Annotated in this window: 23 protein-coding genes; 14 read left to right on the top strand and 9 right to left on the bottom strand. The window is 66.0% G+C overall.

From position 1 onward, the window contains the following. The first annotated feature begins 12 nt into the window (after positions 1-12). Both Q7V45_RS19745 and Q7V45_RS19740 read left to right on the top strand, forming a co-directional pair. Positions 13-561 (top strand): carboxymuconolactone decarboxylase family protein, encoded by a 549-nt coding sequence (locus tag Q7V45_RS19745; protein ID WP_304855193.1) that lies wholly within the window; start codon positions 13-15, stop codon positions 559-561. Between the two features lie 6 nt (positions 562-567). Then, the gene (locus Q7V45_RS19740; protein ID WP_304855192.1) at positions 568-1200 is read left to right on the top strand and encodes a LysE family translocator; all 633 of its coding nucleotides are present in this window, start codon (positions 568-570) and stop codon (positions 1198-1200) included. Positions 1201-1568: 368 nt separating this feature from the next. On the opposite strand, the gene Q7V45_RS19735 is transcribed toward Q7V45_RS19740, so the two are convergent. From Q7V45_RS19735 to Q7V45_RS19725, 3 genes are read right to left on the bottom strand one after another with little or no spacing between them, the layout of a single operon-like run. After that, the gene (locus Q7V45_RS19735) at positions 1569-1955 is read right to left on the bottom strand and encodes a GNAT family N-acetyltransferase (protein WP_370692631.1); all 387 of its coding nucleotides are present in this window, start codon (positions 1953-1955) and stop codon (positions 1569-1571) included. Between the two features lie 3 nt (positions 1956-1958). Beyond that, entirely contained in the window at positions 1959-2126 is a 168-nt protein-coding gene (locus tag Q7V45_RS19730) for a hypothetical protein (RefSeq protein ID WP_304855188.1), read from the bottom strand. Between the two features lie 26 nt (positions 2127-2152). After that, positions 2153-2929, bottom strand: coding sequence for a cyclase family protein (locus Q7V45_RS19725; protein WP_304855187.1), 777 nt, complete (start codon positions 2927-2929; stop codon positions 2153-2155). 102 nt (positions 2930-3031) lie between these two features. On the opposite strand from Q7V45_RS19725, the gene Q7V45_RS19720 reads away from it, so the two are divergent. Beyond that, positions 3032-3748 carry an alpha/beta fold hydrolase gene (locus tag Q7V45_RS19720; protein WP_304855185.1) on the top strand — a complete coding sequence of 239 codons (717 nt, stop codon included), beginning with the start codon at positions 3032-3034 and terminating at the stop codon, positions 3746-3748. A gap of 126 nt (positions 3749-3874) precedes the next feature. Here Q7V45_RS19720 and Q7V45_RS19715 read toward each other — a convergent pair whose 3' ends face one another. Further along, positions 3875-5083 carry a CaiB/BaiF CoA-transferase family protein gene (locus Q7V45_RS19715; protein WP_304855182.1) on the bottom strand — a complete coding sequence of 403 codons (1209 nt, stop codon included), beginning with the start codon at positions 5081-5083 and terminating at the stop codon, positions 3875-3877. Positions 5084-5149: 66 nt separating this feature from the next. Between Q7V45_RS19715 and Q7V45_RS19710 the strand changes: the two genes are divergently transcribed. Further along, positions 5150-6130 (top strand): tripartite tricarboxylate transporter substrate binding protein, encoded by a 981-nt coding sequence (locus Q7V45_RS19710; RefSeq protein ID WP_304855180.1) that lies wholly within the window; start codon positions 5150-5152, stop codon positions 6128-6130. Between the two features lie 3 nt (positions 6131-6133). Here Q7V45_RS19710 and Q7V45_RS19705 read toward each other — a convergent pair whose 3' ends face one another. Further along, positions 6134-7348: a patatin-like phospholipase family protein gene (locus Q7V45_RS19705; protein WP_304855179.1), complete on the bottom strand. Its 1215-nt coding sequence runs from the start codon at positions 7346-7348 to the stop codon at positions 6134-6136. Between the two features lie 186 nt (positions 7349-7534). Between Q7V45_RS19705 and Q7V45_RS19700 the strand changes: the two genes are divergently transcribed. Both Q7V45_RS19700 and Q7V45_RS19695 read left to right on the top strand, forming a co-directional pair. Next, positions 7535-9322, top strand: a complete 1788-nt coding sequence (locus tag Q7V45_RS19700; protein WP_304855176.1) for a hydantoinase B/oxoprolinase family protein — start codon at positions 7535-7537, stop codon at positions 9320-9322. Positions 9323-9327: 5 nt separating this feature from the next. Further along, complete coding sequence (locus tag Q7V45_RS19695; protein WP_304855175.1) at positions 9328-11424, top strand: hydantoinase/oxoprolinase family protein; 2097 nt, start codon at positions 9328-9330, stop codon at positions 11422-11424. A gap of 1 nt (position 11425) precedes the next feature. Here Q7V45_RS19695 and Q7V45_RS19690 read toward each other — a convergent pair whose 3' ends face one another. The 4 genes from Q7V45_RS19690 to Q7V45_RS19675 form a co-directional block, all read right to left on the bottom strand. Then, positions 11426-12712, bottom strand: coding sequence for a TRAP transporter large permease (locus Q7V45_RS19690; RefSeq protein ID WP_304855174.1), 1287 nt, complete (start codon positions 12710-12712; stop codon positions 11426-11428). 1 nt (position 12713) lies between these two features. After that, complete coding sequence (locus Q7V45_RS19685; protein WP_304855172.1) at positions 12714-13298, bottom strand: TRAP transporter small permease subunit; 585 nt, start codon at positions 13296-13298, stop codon at positions 12714-12716. A gap of 16 nt (positions 13299-13314) precedes the next feature. Beyond that, positions 13315-14364, bottom strand: coding sequence for a TRAP transporter substrate-binding protein (locus tag Q7V45_RS19680; protein ID WP_304855170.1), 1050 nt, complete (start codon positions 14362-14364; stop codon positions 13315-13317). A gap of 74 nt (positions 14365-14438) precedes the next feature. Continuing rightward, positions 14439-14714, bottom strand: a complete 276-nt coding sequence (locus tag Q7V45_RS19675) for a metal-sensitive transcriptional regulator (RefSeq protein ID WP_304855168.1) — start codon at positions 14712-14714, stop codon at positions 14439-14441. Positions 14715-14751: 37 nt separating this feature from the next. Here Q7V45_RS19675 and Q7V45_RS19670 point away from each other — a divergent pair, with 37 nt between their 5' ends. From Q7V45_RS19670 to Q7V45_RS19635, 8 genes are all read left to right on the top strand, one after another. Further along, positions 14752-17100, top strand: a complete 2349-nt coding sequence (locus tag Q7V45_RS19670) for a heavy metal translocating P-type ATPase (protein WP_304855222.1) — start codon at positions 14752-14754, stop codon at positions 17098-17100. 22 nt (positions 17101-17122) lie between these two features. Beyond that, positions 17123-17359: a DUF2933 domain-containing protein gene (locus Q7V45_RS19665; RefSeq protein ID WP_304855167.1), complete on the top strand. Its 237-nt coding sequence runs from the start codon at positions 17123-17125 to the stop codon at positions 17357-17359. Next, the gene (locus tag Q7V45_RS19660) at positions 17356-18012 is read left to right on the top strand and encodes an isoprenylcysteine carboxylmethyltransferase family protein (protein WP_304855164.1); all 657 of its coding nucleotides are present in this window, start codon (positions 17356-17358) and stop codon (positions 18010-18012) included. The genes Q7V45_RS19665 and Q7V45_RS19660 overlap by 4 nt, the downstream gene beginning before the upstream one ends. 115 nt (positions 18013-18127) lie before the next feature. Then, positions 18128-18292: a DUF5676 family membrane protein gene (locus Q7V45_RS19655; protein WP_304855162.1), complete on the top strand. Its 165-nt coding sequence runs from the start codon at positions 18128-18130 to the stop codon at positions 18290-18292. A 75-nt stretch (positions 18293-18367) separates the two neighbouring features. Continuing rightward, positions 18368-19327: an HlyD family secretion protein gene (locus tag Q7V45_RS19650; RefSeq protein WP_304855160.1), complete on the top strand. Its 960-nt coding sequence runs from the start codon at positions 18368-18370 to the stop codon at positions 19325-19327. A 26-nt stretch (positions 19328-19353) separates the two neighbouring features. Beyond that, on the top strand, positions 19354-21267 hold the full coding sequence (locus Q7V45_RS19645) for an ATP-binding cassette domain-containing protein (protein WP_304855159.1): 1914 nt from the start codon (positions 19354-19356) through the stop codon (positions 21265-21267). Between the two features lie 3 nt (positions 21268-21270). Then, entirely contained in the window at positions 21271-21891 is a 621-nt protein-coding gene (locus Q7V45_RS19640) for a class I SAM-dependent methyltransferase (protein ID WP_304855150.1), read from the top strand. Next, positions 21888-22679, top strand: a 792-nt coding sequence (locus Q7V45_RS19635) for an ABC transporter permease (protein ID WP_304855149.1), incomplete at its 3' end; no start/stop codon positions are given. The genes Q7V45_RS19640 and Q7V45_RS19635, both read left to right, overlap by 4 nt.

Raw genomic sequence — 22679 nt, 5'->3', positions numbered from 1 at the left:
AGAGGAAACGCAATGCCGCGTCTGGCGCCGCTCGACCTGAACAAACTCGATGCCGAACAGAAGAAGGTCGCCGACGCGATCATGTCCGGTCCCCGCGGCGGCCTGCGCGGCCCCTTCGAGCCCTGGCTGCGCAGCCCCATCCTGGCCGACCGCGCCCAGAAGCTCGGCGAATATTGCCGCTTCGACAATTCGCTGCCGCGCGACCTGTCCGAGCTCGCGATCTGCCTGGTCGGCCGGCACTTCAAGGCGCAGTTCGAGTTCTATGCGCATGCGCGCCTCGCCAGGGAAGCCGGCCTGGCGGAAGACATCATCGAGGCGGTCCGCCTGCGCGCCACGCCGCCCTTCAAGCGCGACGTCGAGAAGGTGGTCTACGATTTCGTGACCGAATATCTCGAGACCAACCGCGTGGCGCCGGCCAACTACAAGCGCGCCGTCGACGCGTTCGGCGAGAAGGGTGTCGTCGATCTCGTGGGCGTCTGCGGCTACTACATGCTGGTGTCGATGACCCTCAACGTCTTCGAGATGCCCCTGCCGCCGGGCGAGCCCGACCCGCTGCCGTAGGCGGCGATGGATCTCGCGACCCTCGCACTCTTCTTCGCAGCGGCCCTGGCGATCGCGATCTCGCCCGGACCGGGGATCTTCTACGTGGCGGCTCGCACGCTGGCGGGGGGCCGGGGCGAGGGCCTCGCCTCCAGCTTCGGCACGGGGCTTGGTGGGCTGGTCCATGTGGCGGCCGGCGCCGTCGGCGTGTCGGCGCTGATGATGGCCAGTGCCGAAGCCTTCACGGTCCTGAAGCTTGCCGGCGCGCTCTATCTGGTGTGGATCGGCCTCAAGACGATCCGCGAAGCGCGTCAGACCTTCGAGGCCAAGGCGGTGACCACAGGCGCAGCCAGGGCCTTTCGCGAGGGCATCGTCGTCGAAGCACTCAATCCCAAGACTGCGGCCTTCTTCCTCGCGTTCCTGCCGCAGTTCGTCGATCCATCGGCCGGTCCCGTATGGCTGCAGTTCCTGGTGCTTGGTTTGATTTCCGTGGCACTCAACACGGCCGTCGATGTCGTGGTCGCGCTGCTGGCCTCGCGCGCCCGCTCGATTGCGATCGGGCGGCCGACGATGCTGCGCCGCCTGAGCATGGCCGCGGGCGGCCTCATCGCCTCTCTCGGCCTGGCGCTCCTCTTCGCGCGCCGGCCAGTCTCGCCTTAAAGCCTTTCCGAACGAATCGGATCAACAATAACCTCATGCCGACGAGCGCAGCTGGGTGATGGCGTCCTGGCTGCGTGTTGCGACTTCGCGCCAGCCGGGCCGAGGCCATCCAGCACGTCCAGACACCGATTCTCGCACGCCCCAGGCCTCCAGAACCCGGGGAATCAGTCCGGGGGGCCTGTTCGGACTCAATTGTTTCGTTTATTTCGTTTATTTCGTTTGTGCCCCCCTCCGACGAGGTCGCCGGAGCGCAGGTTCGGAACCAGCACGCGCCTGATACGGCTCCTCGGGATGAGGCGAATGGGTCAGGTTGAGACGTGTCGAGACCAACCGCGTGGTGCCGGCCAATGACAAGCACGCCATGACGCTCAACGTCTTCGCGGTGCCGCTCCCGCCATGCGAACCCGACCCGCCGCCCTAGTCGAGTAAAGGCATCGCGTCCTGGTGCCGACCACCACGTCCGGTTCCTGTGTAAACCCCCAACGTTCCAGCAGAGAACGCGAGCCCGTGTTTTCTGACCGGACAACAGCGACGACCCGATCCAAGAACGTCTCGTTGAAGCCGTACGCGACCACGGCTTCCAGAGCTTCTCGCGCGTAACCTTGCCGCCAGAATGCGGCGTCGAGTGCGTAGCCTACCGCGATCTCGCCGAGGTCCTTCTCCGGCCTGAGGCAGATCTGGCGGATCAGGTGATTTTCCGCCTTGAGGCGGATGGTCCACCATCCCATGCCAGTCTCGTTCCAGCCTGCGACCACTCGCTAGACGGTGTCCTGCACTCCCGGCCGGGTGAGAACGCCCTTGCCGATATGCTGCATGACTTCCCGATTGCTCCTGACCCAGTGCAACTCGTCGACATCCCGCATTGCGTAGGGCGCAAGCACGAGGCGCTTCGTTCTTATCGATGGATGGATCGTCACTGACCGCACGTGGGCATCTCCCCACTCCTTCGCGATCACTCCTCGAAGATCGCCACCGCGCGGGTCCAGCCGGCGGAGGCGCCGCGGATCTTGTGGGGGAAGCAGGCGATGGTGAAGCCGTCGCCGGGCAGCGCCTCGAGGTTGTGCAGCTTCTCGAGGTGGCAGTAGCCGATGTCGCGGCCGGCCTTGTGGCCTTCCCAGATGATCGAAGGGTCGTGGTCCTTCGCCCATTTCTGGGCGGTGAAATAGAAGGGCGCGTCCCAGCTCCAGGCGTCGGTCCCGGTCAGCCGCACGCCCTTCTCCAGCAGGTAGATCGTGGCGTCATAGCCCATGCCGCAGCCGGCATTGACGTAGTCGTCGTTGCCGTAGCGCGAACCCGCCCGCGTATTGACCACGACGATCTCGAGCGGCTTCAGCTCATGGCCGATGCGCTTCAGCTCCTCCTCGACCTCGGCGGCGGTGATCACATGGCCGTCCGGCTTGTCGCGGAAATCCAGCTTCACGCCGGGCTGGAAGCACCATTCGAGCGGCACCTCGTCGATGGTGATGGCGCGCTCGCCCTTGTTCATCGTCGGATGAAAATGATAGGGCGCGTCGAGATGGGTGCCGTTGTGGGTCGAGAGATTGACGTTCTCGACCGCCCAGCCCGCGCCGTCGGGGAGGTCTTCCTTTTTGAGGCCGGGAAAGAAGCCGGCGATCTGGCCGGCCGTGTCGGCATGCTTGTGATACTGGATCTTCGGTCCGAACGGCGGCGGATCGGAGATCACGTCGTTCTCGAGATAGATCGAAAGATCGACGAAACGGCGGGGCATGGAACATCCTCGTTTCAGGGTCGGTCGGCGCATCCGCGCGGCCGTGGCCTATTGGTACCGCAGACGAATCGTCTGCGCTACGCTTCGCCCCGGAGGAAAGACATGACCAGGACACCCTTGCTGCTCGTTCCCGGCGTACTGTGCTCGCCGCGCCTGTTCGCGGCGCAGGTTGCCGCCCTTTCGAGCCAGGCCGAGATCGTCGTGCCGGACTGGCGCACGGCGCCGCTCTCCATCTGGGACAGTTGGGAGAGCGCCGCGCGCTGGGTCGTCGACCAGATGCCCGCGGAGAAGTTCGCGCTGGCCGGCCTGTCGTTGGGTGGCATGCTGGCGGTCGAGATCATGCAGTTTGCCGCCGAGCGCGTGACCAAGCTCGCGCTGCTCGACACCGGCATGAGGAGCCAGAGCGAGGCCGAGCGCGCGATCCGCCGCGCTCGCATCCGCCTCGCCGAGGAAGGCCGTTTCGAGCTGGTCCTCGGCATGCAGATGACGCGCTTCATCCCGGCCTATCGGCTGCCCGACAAGGCGCTGGTCGACGAGGTGATGACGATGTGCGGCGAGATCGGCGTCGAGATCTACAAGCGCCAGGAAGAGCTGGCGGCGATCCGCACCGACCGGCGGCCCGACCTGCCGAGAATCAAGTGCCCGACGATCGTCGTCTGCGGCCGCGACGACGCGGCAACGCCCTTGGTCCTTTCCGAGGAGATCGCCAAGGCCATCCCGGCGGCCGCACTCGTGGTCGTCGAACAGTGCGGCCATCTCGTCACGATGGAGAAGCCCGAGGAGACCAACCTGATCCTGAAGACCTGGCTCGACAGGTGAGGATTCCCGTCATCGCGAGCGGGGTAACCCCCGCTCCGGAGCCGAAGGCGAAGGATCCCGCATCAGCCAAGGCGTCGTCTGATCGTTCCGTGAGGTCCTTCACTGCGCTCAGGACGACGTGAAACTTCAGCCGACGACCTTCTTTTCCCGCAAGCTGGCGATCTCCGCCGCGCCGAGGCCCGCCAGTTCCTTGAGCACCTGATCGGTATGCTCGCCCAGCGCCGGCGGTGGGCGCGTGTCGTCGACCGGCGTGTCGGAGAAGTGGAAGTTCGATCCGATCAGCGGCACGTCGCCGACGCGGCTGTGCCTGTAGGTCTTCAGCATGCCGCGGCGCTTCACTTCCGGCTCGTCCAGCGCCTCCTTCATGGTGCGGATCGGGCCGGCCGGCAGGTGGCGCAGCTTCTGCGCCCAGTTCTCCTTGGTGTCGGTCGTCAGCACCTCTTCCATCAGGCGCGTCAGCTCGGGCTTGTTGGCCACGCGATTGGCGACCGTGTCGAAGCGCGGATCGGTCAGCCACTCGGGATGGCCTAGTGCCTTGCAGGTGTCGCCGAACAGCTTCTGGTTCGCCACCGCCATGTAAATCTTGCCATTCGCGGTCTCGAACGAACTGTTGGGCGCCGAGGCAAAGTGCCCGTTACCGGCACGCCGCGGCTGCTCGCCGCCGATCAGATAGTAGGAGCCCATGTTGCCCAGCGAAACGAGCGCCGTATCGTAGAGGGCGAGATCGATGTGCTGGCCCTTCCCGGTGTCGCGCCGCGCATAGAGCGCGGCGTTGACCGCCGCCACCGAGTGGATCGCCGTCATCGTGTCGACGATGGCAATCGCATGACGCAGGCCCTCGCCGTTGGCCTCGCCGTTGACGCTCATCATGCCCGACTCGGCCTGCAGCACGGGATCGTAGCCCGGCCGGTCCGACAAGGGCCCGGTCTGCCCATAGGCCGAAATCGAGAGATAGATCAGCTTCGGGTACTTCGCCGCGACGCTGGCATAGTCGAAGCCATACTTCTTCAGGACACCCGGGCGGAAGTTCTCGACCAGCACGTCGGCGCCGGCGAGGAGCTTGTGCACGATCGCCTGGCCGTCGGGCTTGGTGAAGTCCAGAGCGACGCTCTTCTTGCCCCTGTTGTAGGTCATGAAGAAGTGGCTCTCGCCGTCGGACCCGCCGGCGCGCGGGCCGGCGCCCTTGCGCGTGTCGTCGCCGCCATCGGGATTCTCGATCTTGATCACCTCGGCGCCCATGTCCGAGAGCATCTGGGTGCACATGGGTCCCGCGATCACGCGGGAGAAATCGATGACGCGAATGCCGTCCAGCGGCGGCCGACCTGATTGTGACATGGACGCAAGGTAGGGCTGCAAGCGGCGCGCTGTCCATCCGATGCGCATGCGTTAAACTCCACTCCCATGGACACATTCCGCACCTCGCTGTCTCGCCGCAGCCTCTTCGCCCTTCCCCTGCTCGCAGCCCTGCCCGCCGCTGCGCAGACCGAAACTTATCCAAACAAGGCCATACGAATCATCGTGCCGTTTGCGCCCGGCGGCTCGGGCGACATCACGGCGCGCCTGGTCGGCAAGTACATCGAGGAGAAGACCGGCCAGCCCTTCATCGTCGAGAACAAGCCGGGCGCCAATGGGATCGTGGGCGCCATGTCGGTGAAGGTCGCACCGCCGGACGGCTATACGCTGATGCTGGCCACGACCTCGACCAACGCCGCCAACGTCCACATGTACAAGAACCCGGGCTACGACCCGGAGAAGGACTTTTCCGTCGTCGGCATCATCGGCTCCTCCGGCACTTTCCTCGTGGTGCCGGCCGACGGCCCGTACAAGACCCTGGCCGACCTGCTTGCCTATGCGAAGGCGAACCCGGGCAAGCTCAACTTCGGCTACTTCAACGCCAGCTCGCAGGTCCCGGCCGAGGTGCTGGCCAAGCGCGCCGGCGTCGACTGGCAGGGGGTCGGCTACAAGGCGATCGGCAACGCCTGGAACGACCTCTACGGCGGCGCCATCAACTTCATGTTCGTCGATCTCACGGCTGCCCGCGGCCAGGTCGTCGACAAGAAGGCGCGGCCGCTCGCCATTTCGCTTGCCAGTCGCAGCCCGCTCTATCCCGACGTGCCGACCCTCGCCGAAACCTTCCCCGGCTTCACGACCTCGGGCTTCCTGGCCATCGCGGTGCCGAAGGCGACGCCGCTGCCGATCCAGCAGCGGCTGAACACGCTGATCAACGAGGCCATCACCTCGCCCGAGAACAACAAGCGCCTGACCACCGAGTTCGCTCTTACCGCCAAGGCGCTCACGCTCGAGCAATGCGCCCAGCAGGACCGCGAGGAGCGCGCCAAGTGGGCCGATTATGTCAAGATCGCGAGGATCGAGCCCCAGTAGGCATCACTCCGGGCGAACCGGCGGGTCACGCCAGCGCGACAGCGGGAGTTCGCCGAACCCGTCACCGTTCGGCGCGGCCTGCCCGGCGGTCTGGCTTTCGCCCAGGGACGACGCGCCGACGGCCTCTGCACGCTCCCGCAGGAAGACCTCGGCCGCCTTTTCGCCCTCGGCGATCAACCGTCCGATATTCTCCGAGCCGCGATCGATCTTGCCTTCGTAGTCGAGAAGGTCCTGAAGCTCGACCGGCATCTCGATGCAGGGGATGTGGTAGGGCTTGGCGCCATCGGTGTGGAACGACTTCGGAATGCGGACCGGCGCCTTGATGTCGAAACGGCTGAGGAACTCCGGCCGGAAGGCGTCGGCGAGGATCAGGTCGTTCATGAACTCGAGGTGCCCGAGCTGCTGGAACAGCGAGATGTTGCCCTCCAGCTGATTGCGCCGGTCGATGATCTCGCCCGGCTTCACGGGCACCCGCCGGCTGGCCGTGGGATTGATCTTGATCAGCCAGATCTCGTCGGGAATGTTGGCCTCGCCGACCGAGCGCGGACGAAGCAGTTCCTCGACCGGCGGGTTGTCCGAGAACAGCCCGTCCCAGTAGGCATCCTCTCCGATCGGCACGGCGGGGAAGATGTTTGGCACGGCGCAGGAGGCCAGAACGTGCTCGACCCGGATCGCCTCGCGCGCCGACACGAACTTGGCGAGCGCGCCGCTGGTGATATTCGCAGCACCCAGCATGAGCACCGGGCGCTGCGGCTTCGGCCCCCAGGAGGCGATCTCGGCGAAGTCGATGTGCTTCTCCAGCAGCCCGCGGAAATCGGAGAAGCCCATGCGCTGCCCCGTGGTCATGAACTCCATCATCGACTGCATGACCGGCGAGGACGGGCTGAGCTGCAGGGTCGGCATCATGCCGGCATTCACCAGCCGCACCGATTCGACGATGAACCGGTTGATCGCGTGCTCGACCGGGCCCTGGGCGGTGTTTTCCTCCCAGAAATCCATCATGCGCTTCCAGACCGGTCGCTCGCCCTTCATGAACGAATACCAGAGCAGGGTGGCACAAACGGCGCCCCCCGAGGTGCCGCTGATGGCGACGAACTCGAACTCGTCCTTCAGCCGGCCCTGACCTTGGGCCTGGCAGAGCGCCTTCAAGGCCCCGGCCGTGAAGGCGGTCTGGCTGCCGCCGCCCTGGCAGGCGAGAGCGATCTTGATCTTGGACATGAGACACTCTCTTCAGAAACAGAACGAGCCAATCTAGCGCGAAGCCGGTGAATTCTCCCGATCAACTCTTCGAATTCCGCTTCTGGACGCGCGTGGCGCAAGAATCGACGGGCGGACGGCTTGCAAATTGCATGGCGAGGCTCGCCAAATGACGGCTGCAAGTTCCGGGAGGAAGACGAAGTGCCGGTGTCCGATCCGATCGCGTTGGAGCTCTTCAAGAACGCCATTTTCTCGATCGCCGACGAGATGGCGCTCACCGTCTTCCGGACGACCTATTCCGGCGTGCTCAAGGACAATATGGACTATTCGACGGGCTTCGCTGATGCCAATGGCAAGCTCGCCGCCCAGGGCCTGACCCTGCCGGGGCATCTCGGCTCGGTGCCGACCGCCATGGAATCCATCATGCGTCACTTTAGTGACGACATGGCGGAGGGCGACGTCTTCATCATGAACGATCCGTTCGACGGTGGCATGCACCTGCCCGACATCTTCGTGATCAAGCCGCTGTTTCACGAGGGCGAGCGGCTGGCCTTCGCCTGCACGGTCTGCCACCACATCGACGTCGGTGGCCGGGTCGCCGGCTCGAACGCCTCGGACTCGACGGAGATCTACGCCGAAGGCCTGCGCATCGCGCCGATGAAGCTCTACGACAAGGGCGTCCTCAACAAGACCATCATGACGTTCATCGAGAAGAACGTCCGCCTGCCCGTCCAGCTGTTCGGCGACCTGCGGGCCCAGCTCGCGGCCTGCCATATCGGCGAGAAGCAATTCGCCGAGCTGGTCGCCCGCCACGGGGCAGAGGAGACGAAGTTCTATCTCAACGAGGTCATCGACTATGCCGAGCGGCTGACGCGGGCGGCGATCCAGGAGCTGCCGGACGGCCAGTGGAGCTTCGAGGACTGGATAGACGATGACGGCGTCGACTACGGCAAACCGATCCGCCTGTTCGTCACCCTCACCAAGAAGGGCGGCCACATGGTGGTCGACTGGACCGGCACCAGCCCGCAGGTCAAGGGCGCGATCAACAACACGCTGAGCTTCACCAAGGCCGCCTCCTACACCGGCGTGCGCTCGGTGCTGCCGCCCGGCATCCCCAACAACGAAGGCGTCTTTCGCGCCATAGAAGTGATCTGCCCACCGGGCACCGTGGGCAACGGCGTGCTGCCGGCGGCCTGCGCGGCGCGCGGCCTGACCGGCTTCCGCATGACCGACTGCATGTTCGGCGCGCTCGCCATGATGCTGCCCGATCGCGTGAAGGCGGCGGGCGACGGCGGCAACACCGGCATCTCGATCGGCGGCTACGATTCGGCGCGGAAGCCCTTCGTCTATGTCGATTTCACCTGCGGCGCCTGGGGCGCCCGCCCCTTCGCCGACGGACTCGACGGCAATTCGCACATGTTCGCCAACATGGCCTCGCATTCCATCGAGGTCACCGAGGCCGAGCAGCCGATCCAGCTGCTGGCCTACGAGTTCGTGGCCGACAAGGCGGGCGCCGGCAAGTATCGCGGCGGCGTGCCGTTCCTGCGCGACTACAAGTTCCTCGAGGCCGAAGGCATGCTGCAGGTCCGCTCCGACCGGCGCGACCACCGGCCGTTCGGCCTCTATGGCGGCAGTCCCGGCGGACCTTCGGAGAACTATCTCAATCCCGACGGCGAGAACCGGCTGCTGCCTTCCAAGCTCACCATGACGGTCAAGGGCGGCGACATCTTCCGCCACGTGCTGGCCGGGGCCGGCGGCTGGGGCGATCCGCTGGAGCGCGATCCCGCCGCGGTGCTGCGCGACGTGCGGAACGAGCTTCTCTCGCCCGGCAAGGCGCTGGCAGACTATGGCGTCGTGATCGACACCAAGTCCTGGACGGTCGATGCGGCCGCCACGGCCCGCCGTCGCGGCGAAATCGCCGAGGCGCGCGCCTGGACGGAGATACCCAAGGTCCAACGGCACGATCCGGTGCTGCTCACCCGCGCGGCGGAGTAGCTCCCATGACCGTGACCTATCGCGTCGGTGTCGACATCGGCGGCACCTTCACCGACATCGTGCTGCTGGGCTCCGACGGCACCATCCACACCAAGAAGATCTCCTCGAGCGTCGGCAACTACGCCCAGGCGATCGTCGACGGCTTGAGCGAAGTCTTCCGCGAGACCGGGCTCGACGGCGGCGCCATCGAGGAGATCCGCCACGGCACCACGGTCGCCTCGAACGCGATCCTCGAGCACAAGGGCGCGAGGGTCGGCCTGATCACGACCAAGGGTTTCCGCGATGTGCTGGAGATCCGCACCCTGCGCATGCCCAAGCTCTACGATCTCGCCTGGACCAAGCCGGAGCCGCTGGTCGAGCGCTACCTGCGCAAGGTCGTGGACGAGCGCGTCGACCATGCCGGCAAGATCGATCGGGCGCTCGATCCGGCCGATGCCGAGCGCGCCGTCGATGAGTTGCTGGACGAGAAGGTCGAGGCGATCGCCATCTGCCTGCTGAATTCCTTCGCCAATCCGGCGCACGAACTGATGCTGCGCGACATCGTCGCCCGCAAGGCGCCGCACCTGCCGCTCAGCGTCTCCTGCGAGATTCTGCCCGAGATCAAGGAATACGAGCGGACCTCGACCACGGTCATCAACGCCTATGTGATGCCGATCGTGGCGACCTACCTGCATGCGCTGCGGCGCGGACTCGACGGGGCCGGCATTCCCGCCCGGTTGCTGCTGATGCAGTCGAACGGCGGCCTCACCACCGATACCGCCGCTGCCGAGCGGCCGATGAACATCATCGAGTCGGGCCCGGCCGGCGGTGTGGTCGGCGCGCAGGCGCTGGCCCGCGCCAAGAAGCTCGAGAAGATCATCACCTTCGACATGGGTGGCACCACCGCGAAGGCCTCGATGGTCGAGGATGGCGAGGTCGCGCGCGCCCAGGAATATGCCGTCGGCGCGGGCATCATGATCGGCTCGCGACTGCTCACCGGCGCGGGCTACACCTTGAAGGTCCCCGCCATCGACCTCGCCGAAGTGGGCGCGGGCGGCGGCAGCCATGTCTGGATCGATCCCGGCGGCGCGCTGCAGGCGGGACCGGAGAGCGCCGGCGCCTTCCCCGGTCCGGTCTGCTACGACAAGGGCGGCGAGACGCCGACCATCACCGACGCCAATGTGCTGCTGGGCTACATCAATCCCGGCCATCTCGTGGGCGGCGCCGTGAAGCTCAACGCCGACAAGGCGCGGGCGGCCTTCGAGGAGAAGATCGCCAGGCCCCTCGGCATGACGGTCGAGCGCGCGGCCTATGGCGCGCACCTGATCGCGGCCTCCAACATGATCCGCGCCATCAAGGCGGTGTCGACCGAACGCGGCCGCGATCCGCGCGAGTTCTCCCTGTTCGCCTTCGGCGGCAACGGGCCCTTGTTCGCAGCGGGCATGGCCGCGGCCCTGGGCATCGGGCGTGTGATCGTGCCGCCATCGGCCGGCCTCTTCTCGTCCTTCGGCCTGCTCTATGCCGACGTCGAGCACCACTATGCGCGAACCTTCCGGCGCCTGCTGCGCCAGGCCGATCTCGGCGAGATCGATCGCGCCTGGACGGCGATGGCCCGACAGGCCGACACGCAGCTCGCCGAGGAAGGCTTCACGGGCGCGAGCGCAAGGCTGAAACGCTCCGCGGCGCTGCACTACAAGGGGCAGAGCTACGAGCTCACCGTGCCGGTGCCGGACGGGCCGATCGACGCCCGCATGGTGACGCATCTCGAGGAAGCCTTCGGGCAGGAGCACGAGCGCACCTATGGCCACCGCGCCGGTCCCGACGAGCCGGTCGAGCTGGTCGCCATCCAGCTCGTGGGCGCGGGCCTGCGCGAGGGCAGCGGCGTGCCGCAGAACGTGCGGCCGAGCCGGGTCGAGGCCAAGGGTCAGGCCTCGCGCCGCGCCTGGTTCGGCGACAAGCACGGCTGGATGGACACGCCGGTCGTGAGTCGCGCCGATCTCGCCGAAGCCAAGACCGGCCCGCTGATCATCGACGAATACGACACGACCTGCGTGGTCCCGCCTGGCGCACGCGCCGAGCGCGACGGCGCCGGCAACATCGTGATTACGCTGGCAGGGACCTAGTCTAGGTTGCCGCCATCTGCGGCAGCCACAGCGCAATCTGCGGCCAGATCGACAGGACGACCAGCATCAGCAGCATGGTGATCACGAAGGGCGACGTGCCGATGATCACGTCGTCGATCCGGCCCTTCTTGCGCAGGCCTTGGACGACATAGAGGTTGATGCCGACCGGCGGCGTAATCATGGCCAGTTCCATCAGGATGATGATCATGATGCCGAACCAGATCGGGTCGTAGCCGGCCGTGATCATGATCGGCGCGATGATCGGCACCGTCGCCACCATCATCGACAGGGTTTCCATGAACATGCCGAGCACGAAGTAGAAGAGCACCACGACGATCAGGAGCTGGACCTTCGAGAGGCCGAGACTGGTGATGAAGCGGTTCACCTGGCCGGTGAGGCCAATCGAGGTGATGACGAAGTTGAGGAAGTAGGCCGCGAGCAGGATCGCCATGATCATGGCGGTCGTGCGCATCGTTCCCTCGAAGGCGTTGAGCAGCGTGCGCAGCGTCAGCCGCCGATAGGCCGCCGCGATACCGATCGAGGCGATCACGCCCAGTGCCGCCGACTCGGTGGCGGTCGCCCAGCCGGCATAGATGGAGCCGATCACGGCAAGAAAGATGACCAGCGGCGGGATCAGGTCGGGCAGGGCCGCGATGCGCTGCGCCCAGCTCGTCGAGGTCGGCCTGCCGCCCATCGCCGGCCAGATGAGGCAGATCACCAGCACCGTCAGGCTGAACAGGGCGGCCAGCACGAGGCCGGGAATGAATCCCGCGAGGTACAGCTTGGGGATCGAGGTTTCCGTCAGAACACCATAGACGATCATGTTGATCGACGGCGGAATGAGGATTCCAAGCGTGCCGCCGGCCGCGATGGTGCCGAGGAACAGCCGCTCCGAGTAGCCGCGCTTCTCGACCTCCCCGAGCGCGACCGTGCCGATGGTCGCGGCGGTTGCGACGCTCGAACCCGAGGTTGCCGCGAACATGGCGCACGAGGCGATGTTGGAATGCATGAGGCCTCCGGGCAGCCAGGGCACCCAGAGCACCAGGGCGTTGTACATGCGCTCGGCCATGCCGGAGCGCAGCAGGATCTCGCCCAGCAGCACGAAGAAGGGAATGGCGACCAGCAGGAAGTTGTTAGACGTGCCCCAGGCGATCTCGCCCATGGCGAGTGACAAGGGCAGCTTCGAGTAGATGCTCGACAGCGACAGGCCGAGGACGCCCAGGGCCGCCGCAACCGGAATGGCCAGCGCGAGCAGGCCGATGAGGATGAGCAGCGTGACGATCAGCACGTCAATTTCTCCCCTCGCGAACCAGGCGGTCCTTCAGGTCGCGGACCTCCTCCTCCACCTCTTCCGCCGCCGAGCGCGTGCTGATCAGCCGGGCCATGCCGTTCACGTCGCCCGCCGCACCCAGCCGGAGAGCCTGCACCAGCAGGATCGACGCCACTCCGACGAAGGCCACCAGGCCGGCAAGCCAGAGGAACTGCGGGATGATGGTGGGGGTCTCGAGGGCGGACTGGCTGCGCGATTCCGACGTCCAGGACTGCGCGACGACCCCGAAGCCGTGCCACAGGGTCAAGGCGAAGAACCCGGTGAACAGCAGGAGTGCCACGAGATCGAGCACCAACCGCAGCTTCTGGGGGAACAGGACGTACAGGGAGTCGATGCGGATGTGGGCGCGATCGAGCAGGGCGGCGCCCAGCCCCCACGTCGTCCCGATCGCGAGCGAGTAGCCGGCCAGCTCGTCGGCGCCGCCGATCGACAGCGCGAGGAACTTGCGCATCACCACGTCGATGCCGATCAGCACCGCGGCCAGGAGAACCAGCGCGCCGCCGAACCAGAGGCCCCACTGGGCGAAGCGCCGGACACCGATCATGTGATGAAGCCGCCGGCTAGGGCGTCGGCGCCTTCAGGCCGAGCGTCTTGCCGACCGTCTCGTTCCATTCCTTGGCGCACGCCGCCCCGCAGCGCTTCGCCCAGCCGGCGAGGACGGCGCCCTCGACCAGCTTCTTGTGCGTGTCCATCTCCTCGGGCTTGACCGGGACGATCGTGGTCTTGGCGAGCTTGCCCATCGTGCAGGGCTGCTTGCCGGTGTTGCAGTTGTCGGCCTCGCCGGTCGTCGTCTCGATCGTCTTCCACATCTTGTCTTCGTAGGCCTTGAACTGCTCGGTCAGGAAGGCCTGTGTCTTGGGATCGAGCCGCTTCCAGGTGTCGAGGTTGACCGCCAGCACGTTGATGCTCCAGCCCAGCGACATCGGGTAGATCGACTTGGTGACCTCGGCCCAACCCGCCGTGTTGCCCGACAGGCTGCCGGTCACGCCGCAATCGACCACGCCATTGTTGAGCGCCGGTACCACCTCGGCGAAGGCCATGCTGACGGCGGTGCCGCCGACGCCGCTCAGGAAGTCACGCATCGTGTTGTTGAAGACGCGGATCTTCTTGCCCTTGAGACCTTCCAGGCCGGCCAGCACGTCGCGGCACCAGAAGACCTGGGGCGTGTTGCCGCCGAAGGCCAGCAGCTTTGCATTCCAGTTCTTCTGCATCTGGCGATCGATCACGGCGCGATAGGCGTCGCAGGCTTCGCGCGCCTTGGCGGGCGTGAGCGTGAGGCCGGCGAGATCGCAGGCCTCGAAACGCGGGTCGTCGCCGGCCATCTTGGAGATATCCATCGCGGCGAAGTCCATGACGCCGAGCTTCAGCAGCCGCAGCATGGTCTTGTCGTCGATGCCCATCTGGTCGAGCGGCGTCACGTCCACGGTGATGGCGCCCTTGGAAGCCTCGGGGATCGTCTTGCGCCAGAACGGCAGCTCGTCGTGGATCGACACCGGAGTCGGACTGTTCAGCCCGATCACCTTGAACTGGCTCTTGGGCAGATCCTGCGCAGTGGCGACAGAGACGAAAGCGGCAGCCACGGCGAGACCGGACAACAAGTGACGGAACATGCGAACCCCCTGGATCGTCCCCGAATTTCCAGGGAACCAAGCAGCAATTTGCATGCCATGCGGCGCCGACGAGGCTAGCGGCGACGACTGTCCAGAACCTCCAGGAGCTCGTCGATCTTGGTCTGCCGGTCCTTCTCCGAACCGCCATGGAAGGCGTGCGCCACGCAATGTTGCAGGTGATCGCCCAGCGTCTCCTGCTCGACCTTGTCGAGCGCGGCGCGCACGGCGCGGATCTGGGTCAGCACGTCGATGCAGTAGCGCTCCTCCTCGATCATGCGCGCCACGCCCCGCACCTGGCCCTCGATCCGGCTGAGACGCGCGAGCTGCGACTTCTTGAGCTTCTCATTCATGCTTGAACCATACCCCCGTAGGGTATACATGGCAAGCATGAGCCATACCTGCTGCCATGCTTCCCACACACCGGCCGTGGACCCCGCCATCGCCATCGATCCCGTCTGCGGGATGAAGGTGAAGATCGACGGCGCGAAGAACACGACCGTTCACGAAGGGCAGACCTATTACTTCTGCAATCCCAAGTGCCTGCAGAAGTTCACCGCCGACCCCGTCCGTTATCTGAAGCCCGAAGAGGCACCCGCCGCAGCACCGATCGCGCCCGGCACGATCTTCACCTGTCCCATGCATCCCGAGATCCGGCAGGTCGGCCCGGGCGGCTGCCCGATCTGCGGCATGGCCCTGGAGCCCGCCGAGATCACGCTCGACGATGGGCCGAACGAAGAGCTTCTCGACATGACGCGGCGCCTGTGGATCGGCGGCGCGCTCGCCGTCCCCCTCGTGATCCTCGACATGGGCGGACACCTGCTCGACCTGCACCGGTTCCTGCCGCACGGCCTCATGCCGTGGCTGATGCTGGCGCTCGCGACGCCGGTCGTCCTGTGGGCCGGCTGGCCCTTCTTCGTGCGCGGCTGGCAGTCGGTGCGGACCGGCCATCTCAACATGTTCACGCTGATCGCGTTGGGCACCGGCGTCGCCTGGGCCTACAGCGTCGTGGCGACGGTCGCGCCCGGCCTGTTCCCCGCCGGCCTGCGCGGCGCCGACGGGTCGGTGCCGGTCTATTTCGAGCCGGCCGCGGTGATCGTCGTTCTGGTGCTGGTCGGACAGGTCCTCGAGCTGCGCGCCCGCGATGCGACCGGCGGCGCCATCAAGGCCTTGCTGGGACTGGCGCCGCGCACGGCGCTGCGCATCGATCCCGACGGCAACGACGTCGAGGTCGCGATCGACCGGATCGCGGTCGGTGACCGGCTGCGCGTTCGCCCCGGCGAGAAGGTGCCGGTCGATGGCGCCGTGAGCGAGGGCGCGGGATCGGTCGACGAATCGAGCATCACCGGCGAACCCATGCCCGTCTCGAAGGCGGTTGGTGCCCGGGTGATCGGCGGCACGGTGAACACCAGCGGTACCTTCGTCATGAAGGCCGAGCTGGTCGGCAGCGACACGATGCTGTCGCGGATCGTCAAGATGGTGGCCGAGGCGCAGCGCAGCCGCGCGCCGATCCAGCGTCTCGCCGACATCGTCGCGGGCTGGTTCGTGCCGACGGTGATTGCCGTCTCGGTGATGGCCTTTGCCGCCTGGTCGATCTGGGGCCCCTCGCCCGCCTTCTCCTACGCGCTGGTGGCGGCAGTCTCCGTGCTGATCATCGCCTGCCCCTGCGCGCTTGGGCTCGCGACCCCCATGTCGATCATGGTGGGCGTCGGCCGCGGCGCCGCCGCCGGCATCCTGATCCGCAATGCCGAGGCGCTCGAACGCCTGGAGAAGGTCGACACGCTCGTCGTCGACAAGACCGGCACGCTCACGCTCGGCAAACCGGTCCTGTCGGCGGTGGAGCCCCTTGGCCGTCTGTCCGAGAATGAGATCCTGCGGCTGGCCGCCAGCCTGGAGCGCGGGAGCGAGCATCCGATTGCCACCGCGATCCTGGCCGGTGCGAAGTCACGCGGCGTGGCGATGGCCGATGTCGAGGGTTTCACCTCGCCCGCCGGCAAGGGCGTCTCGGGCACCGTCGAAGGCCGTCGCCTTTTGCTCGGCAATGCCGCCTTCCTGCGCGAGGCCGGGATCGACGTCGCCGCGGCCGACGCGAAAGCCGATGCGCTGCGGCAGGAGGGCGCCACGGTCGTGCTGCTGGCGGTCGACGGCAGGACCGAGGGGCTGCTCTCGGTAAGCGATCCCCTCAAGGAAACGACGCCGGAGGCGCTGAAGCGTCTTCGTGAGGCGGGCCTGCATATCGTCATGCTGACCGGCGACAACCGGCGTACCGCCGCGTCGGTCGCGGCCCGGCTCGGGATCGACGCCGTCGAGGCCGAGGTCCTGCCGGAAGACAAGGCGCGGATCGTTCAGCGCCTCAAGGCGGAGGGCCGCGTGGTCGCCATGGCCGGCGACGGCATCAACGACGCGCCCGCCCTGGCCGCCGCCGATGTCGGCATCGCCATGGGCACCGGCACCGACATCGCCATCGAGAGCGCCGGCATCACGCTGGTGAAGGGTGACCTGCTGGGCATCGCCCGCGCCCGCCATCTCTCCCGGGCAACGATGGCGAACATTCGCCAGAACCTGTTTTTCGCCTTCGTCTACAACGCGGCCGGTGTGCCGGTGGCGGCAGGCGTTCTGTACCCGCTGTTCGGAATTACCCTCAGCCCCATCTTCGCCGCCGCCGCCATGGCGCTGAGTTCGCTTTCGGTCATCGTCAATTCGGCGCTGCTGAAACGGCTCAAGCTGTCTGTCGATTAGGCGCTTTTCCAAAGGGAGAATCATGGACGACCCGCATCAACATCATTCCCACGATCAACCCGGCCGCCGGACAAACTGGGCGTTGCTGGGGTTTATCGCCGTCATCGGCTTCTTCCTGTTTACCGAGCACCGCGCCCACCTGTTCGGCATACTGCCTTTCCTCCTGCTTCTCGCCTGTCCGCTGATGCATTTGTTCCACCACGGACACGGCGGAGGGCATGATGACCACGGCGAACAATCGAAGGAGGACCGGCCATGACTTCATCTGTGCCCGACTACGGCTTGTGGTCCCTGGCCGTCATCAACTCGCTGGTTTTCATCGTCTTCGCCTTCAGCTTCAGCAAACCGAAAACCAGGCGCGACTGGCGCTCCTTCGGGGCTTTCTCCGCCTTCATCGTGGCCCTTTTCGCGGAAATGTACGGCTTTCCGCTGACCATCTACCTGCTGTCGGGCTGGCTGCAAAGCCGCTACCCCGGCCTCGATCCTTTTTCCCACGATGCTGGGCATTTGCTGGAGACCCTGTTCGGCTGGCGCGCCAACCCCCATTTCGGCCCCTTCCACATCCTCAGCAACATTCTGATCTTCGGCGGATTCATCCTGCTGGCGAACGCCTGGAAGGTGCTCTACAAGGCGCAGCAGAACCACACCCTGGCGGTGACTGGGCCTTATGCGCGCATCCGCCATCCCCAGTACGCCGGGTTCGTGCTGATCATGCTGGGCTTCCTGTTGCAATGGCCAACCGTGCTGACCGTGCCGATGTTTCCGGTGCTGGTGGCAATGTACATCCGCTTGGCGCGGACCGAAGAGCGGGAGATGGCGGCGAAGTTCGGCGAGGAATACCGGCGCTACGCCGCCGAAACCCCCGCGTTTTTCCCGCGGAGCGGCGTGGGAAAAACGATGCAAGGCAGCTGATTTTGATTCCGGCTTTTGCCGGAACGACGAGTCCGCAAAGCGCACGTGAGCTTGCTAACGTTGGTTCAGTACAAGGAAGCTACGACTATGCCTGGTCACCCCCGGAAGCCTGCACATGCACGAGTTTCTGGAGATGATCCTGCCCGCCTTCAAATGGCTTACCTGGGGGGGCTTCCTGCTCGGGCTGGCCGAAAGCTTCCTGTATGGCGTGTATGCGGGGCTGGTGTACGTGCCGATCTACAACTTTCTCCAACGGTGCTGGGGTAGCGTCCGGACGTAGCTGCAAGGAGGATCTGATGAATCGCGAGATGAACCAATTGCCGCACGTTTGGCAGAAATTCTGATGGGAGCGGCGATGCGCAAAACCTGGCTGTGGACACTCATAGGCATGATCGGCCTCGCGGTTATTTCGTACGCATTGTTTCTGTGGCTGTTGCCGCCGGCGCTTCCGGAAGGCTTTCTCTACGGCAACGGGCGTATTGAGGCGACCGAGGTGATAGTGAGCGCCGAAGTGGGTGGGCGGGTGTTGGAGAGCGCGCTGGTCGAGGGACGAACGGTGCGGGCGAACGACTTGCTGGTGCGGCTCGATGAAACCGATTTGAAGACGCGCCTCAAGCAGGCCGAGGCCAATGCCGCCGCCGCGCAACGCGCCCAAGTTCAGGTCGAACAACAGATAGTTACCGCACGGCACCATGTGCAGACTGCAGACGCCGACCTTGCGCGTTACCGCAAGCTGCGCGAAACCGGCAACGTGTCCGCGCAGATGCTCGACCGCACCGAGAACCAGCAACGCGAGGCGCGCGGGCAGGTCGAGACACTCACCTCACGGCAGGCGCAAGCGGCGGCGAGCCGCGAGGCGGCACAGCGCGAGGTCGAGCTGCTGCGCTCGCAGGTGGGCAAGGCCGTGATTCGCGCCCCGGCGGCTGGCACGATCCTCACCAAGGGCATTGAGGCGGGTGAGCTTGCAGCGCCGGGCAGTACGATTGCCGTGCTTGCCGACCTGGAGCGCATCGAGCTCAGGATATACGTGCCAGAGAACGAGATCGGCAAGATCAAGCTCAACGACCCGGCGCGCGTGCGCGTGGATGCTTTCCCGCAGCGCTATTTCGAAGCGCGTGTGGCGCGCGTGGACCAGCGCGCCCAGTTCACGCCCAAGGATGTGCACATGCCGGATGAGCGTGCGCGCCTGGTGTTCGGTGTGGTGCTCGCGGTCGACAACCCGGAAGCTTATCTCAAGCCCGGCATGCCGGCCGATGCCTGGGTGCGCTGGAAACCCGAGGCGTCATGGCCAGATAAACTGACGGTGCCGCGCTAACTATGAACGCACCTGCCACAGACTGGGTGATCGAGGCCGAGAGCTTGTCCCGGCGCTACGGGCAGCGGACGGTTCTTAGCGGTCTCGCTCTCAAGATCCGCCGCGGCGAGGCGTTCGGGCTGCTCGGCTCGGACGGCGCCGGCAAAACGACAACGCTGCAGATCCTGGCCGGCATTCTGGACCCGAGCGCGGGGCGCGCAACGGTATTAGGCTACGACAGCGTGCGCGAGGCGGCGCAGCTTACCGCACGCATCGGCTATATGTCGCAGATCTTCAGTCTCTACGGGCGTCTGACGGTGGACGAGAACCTGGATTTCTTCGCCGCGCTGCACCGCGTACCGGAAGCAGCGCGTGCTGAACGCAAGGCGCAGTTGCTGGCGTTCGCTCACCTTGAGCGGCACCGCGACCGGCTGGCGCGCTTTCTCTCCGGCGGCATGCAGAAGAAGCTCGCGCTGTGCTGCGCGCTTATCCATGCGCCGCCGCTACTCATTCTGGACGAGCCGACCACCGGCGTCGATCCGGTATCGCGGCGCGAATTCTGGAACATCCTCTACCAGGCACTCACCGAAGGCACCACCATTGTCGTGTCCACCCCCTACATGGATGAGGCGGAACGTTGCACGCGCGTGGCGCTGCTGCATGAGGGGCATCTCATCGCCTGCGATGCACCCGGTCGGCTGCGCGCAGATCTGCCGGGAAAAATGGTTGAACTCGATGCGCGCCCGCAACGCCGTGCACTCGCCGTACTACAGCGTGCGCTGCCGCAGGCTGCACCTTACGTGTTCGGCGAACGCTTGCACCTGCGCATGCCAGTGGGCAGCGGCGACGATGGCGAGTGGCGTGCGACGCTTGCACACGAGGGGGTACAGGTAGAGGCGGTACGGGCGGTCGCGCCGAGTCTCGAGGACGTGTTCGTTGCGCTGCTGCCGGTGGCGCCGGTCACCGCGCCACCCGTCGCAGTCGCTGCCGAAATGCCGGTGGGCGCTGGCGGCCTGGCCGTCGAGGTACAGGATATCAGCATGCGCTTCGGCAAATTCACCGCGGTGGATCGGGTGAGCTTTGCGGTGCGGCGCGGCGAGATTTTCGGCTTTCTGGGCCCGAACGGTTCGGGCAAGACCACCACCATCAAGATGCTGTGCGGTCTGCTTGCGCCGAGCGCCGGGCGGGCAACAGTCGCCGGTATCGAGCTTGGCGCCGATTCGCGTGCGCTCAGGGCGCGCATCGGCTACATGTCGCAGCGTTTCTCGCTCTACGAAGACATGTCGGTGGGCGAGAACCTCGATTTCTTCGCCGGCGTGTACCAGGTTCCGCGTGCCAAGCTCGCTGCTCGCCGCGACTGGGCCTTGCAGCTCGCCGGGCTGCGCGGCGATGAGGAGCGGCTCACGCGTACCCTATCCGGCGGGCTCAAGCAGCGCTTGGCACTTGCCTGCGCCGTGCTGCACGAGCCGCAGGTGCTGTTCCTGGACGAGCCCACTGCCGGGGTCGACCCGCTGTCGCGGCGGCGCTTCTGGGAATTGATCGGCGATCTCGCCGCGCGCGGCGTCACGGTATTCGTCACCACGCATTACATGGACGAGGCCGAGCACTGCCACACCCTCGGGTTGCTCTATAACGGCCGGCTGATCGCGCTCGGTTCGCCGCAGGAGCTGCGTACCGGTATGCGCGCCGGCGAGATGATCGAGCTCGAGTGCGACCAGCCGGTTCAGGCGCTCGCGCTGTTTAGCGACGATCCCAGCGTCCAGGCGTCGTTTTTTGGCGACCGCCTGCACCTGTTGGTGGATGACGCCGCAGCGGCGCGTCCGCGCCTGCTCGCCCGCCTCGAACAGGCCGGCCATCACGTGCGGCGCATGGAGACGGTTCCGCACGGAATCGAGGATGTGTTCATCGCTTTCATCCAGATGGAACAGGCGCGCCTGGATACCCGCGCCGCACGGAGCTGAGCCATGGCAACTTACCCAGCACTGACGCGCAAGCTGAGCCGGAAATGGGACCGGCACGCCCCCGCGTACGACCGCATGAGCGAACCCATGGAGCACATGCTGGGTTTCGCGCAGGCGCGCGCGCGGCTGTTCGCGGGCCTGCGCGGGACTATCTTGGAGCTGGGCGTCGGGACCGGCCGCAACCTGCCGTATTACCCGCGAGATGCCCGGATGATCGCCCTGGACTTGAGCCGCGGCATGCTCGAGCGCGCCATGTACAAGGCACGCGCACTTTCGTGCCATGTCACCTTCCTCGTCGGCGATGTAGAGGAGCTGCCGTTTGAAGACGCCTCGCTGGACGCCGTGGTGGGCAGCGGCGTGTTCTGCTGCGTACCGGATGCGGCGCGGGGCTTCAGGGAGATCAAGCGCGTATTAAAGCCCGGCGGGAAAATCGTTTTGTTGGAACACATGCGGCCGCACGGCGTGCTGGGATTGCTCTTCGATTTGCTCGACCCCCTCGTGAGCCGGCTCATGGGCCCGCACATCAACCGTCGCACCCTCGATAGCATGCGCGCGGCAGGGCTGGTCATCGAGCACGAGGAAAACCTGCATTCCAACTGGGTAAAGCTGGTGGTGGCAAGATGAAAAGCCTCGTCGGCATCATCGTATGGAAAGAGGTGCGCGAGATCCGCCGCGACCCGATCACGATCGCGGTGGCGGTGGTGCTGCCGCTGCTGATGCTCTACCTGTTCGGCTCGGCGCTGTCGCTGGATGTCAAGGACGCGAGCCTTGCGGTCTACGACCAGGATCGCAGCGCGGCAAGCCGGGCGCTGATCGAGCGCTTCCCGCAATCGGGTTACTTCAAACGCACGCACGATGTTCGCTCCGAGAGCGAGATCGCCGAGCTGCTTGACCGTGGCCGCGCGCGCTTGGTGCTGATTATCCCGCCGGGCTTCGCGCAGAAGCTCGCGCGCGGCGAGACGGCCGAGGTGCAGGCGCTCGCCGACGGCTCATACTCTTCAACCGCGATGGTGATCCTCGGCTACGCCGAGGCCATCGTTCAGAGCTATTCGCTCGAGCGCGCGAGCGCGCGCCTGGCCGCGCGGGGCATGACCGCGCCGCTGATCCCGGTCAGGGTCGAGAGCCGGGTGTGGTTCAACGCGCCGCTCGAAAGCGTGAACTACATCGTGCCCGGCCTGTTCGGCGTGATACTGATGGCGTTCCCGCCGCTGCTCACCGCGCTCTCGGTGGTGCGCGAGAAGGAGGCGGGCTCGGTGCAGCAGATTTTCGTCTCGCCGATCCGTCCGTACGAGTTCATCGCCGGCAAGATGATCCCCTATGCCGCCATCGCCTTCCTCGAGATGCTGATGATTCTGGCCGCCGGGCTGTGGTGGTTTCATATCCCGTTCCTCGGCAGCTTCCCGCTATTCCTG

The sequence above is a fragment of the Reyranella sp. genome (assembly GCF_030651995.1).
In the GTDB taxonomy this organism is placed as follows: Bacteria; Pseudomonadota; Alphaproteobacteria; order Reyranellales; family Reyranellaceae; genus Reyranella.
Note: the sequence above shows the minus strand (reverse complement) of the source record. Positions and strands in the feature narration are given on the sequence as shown.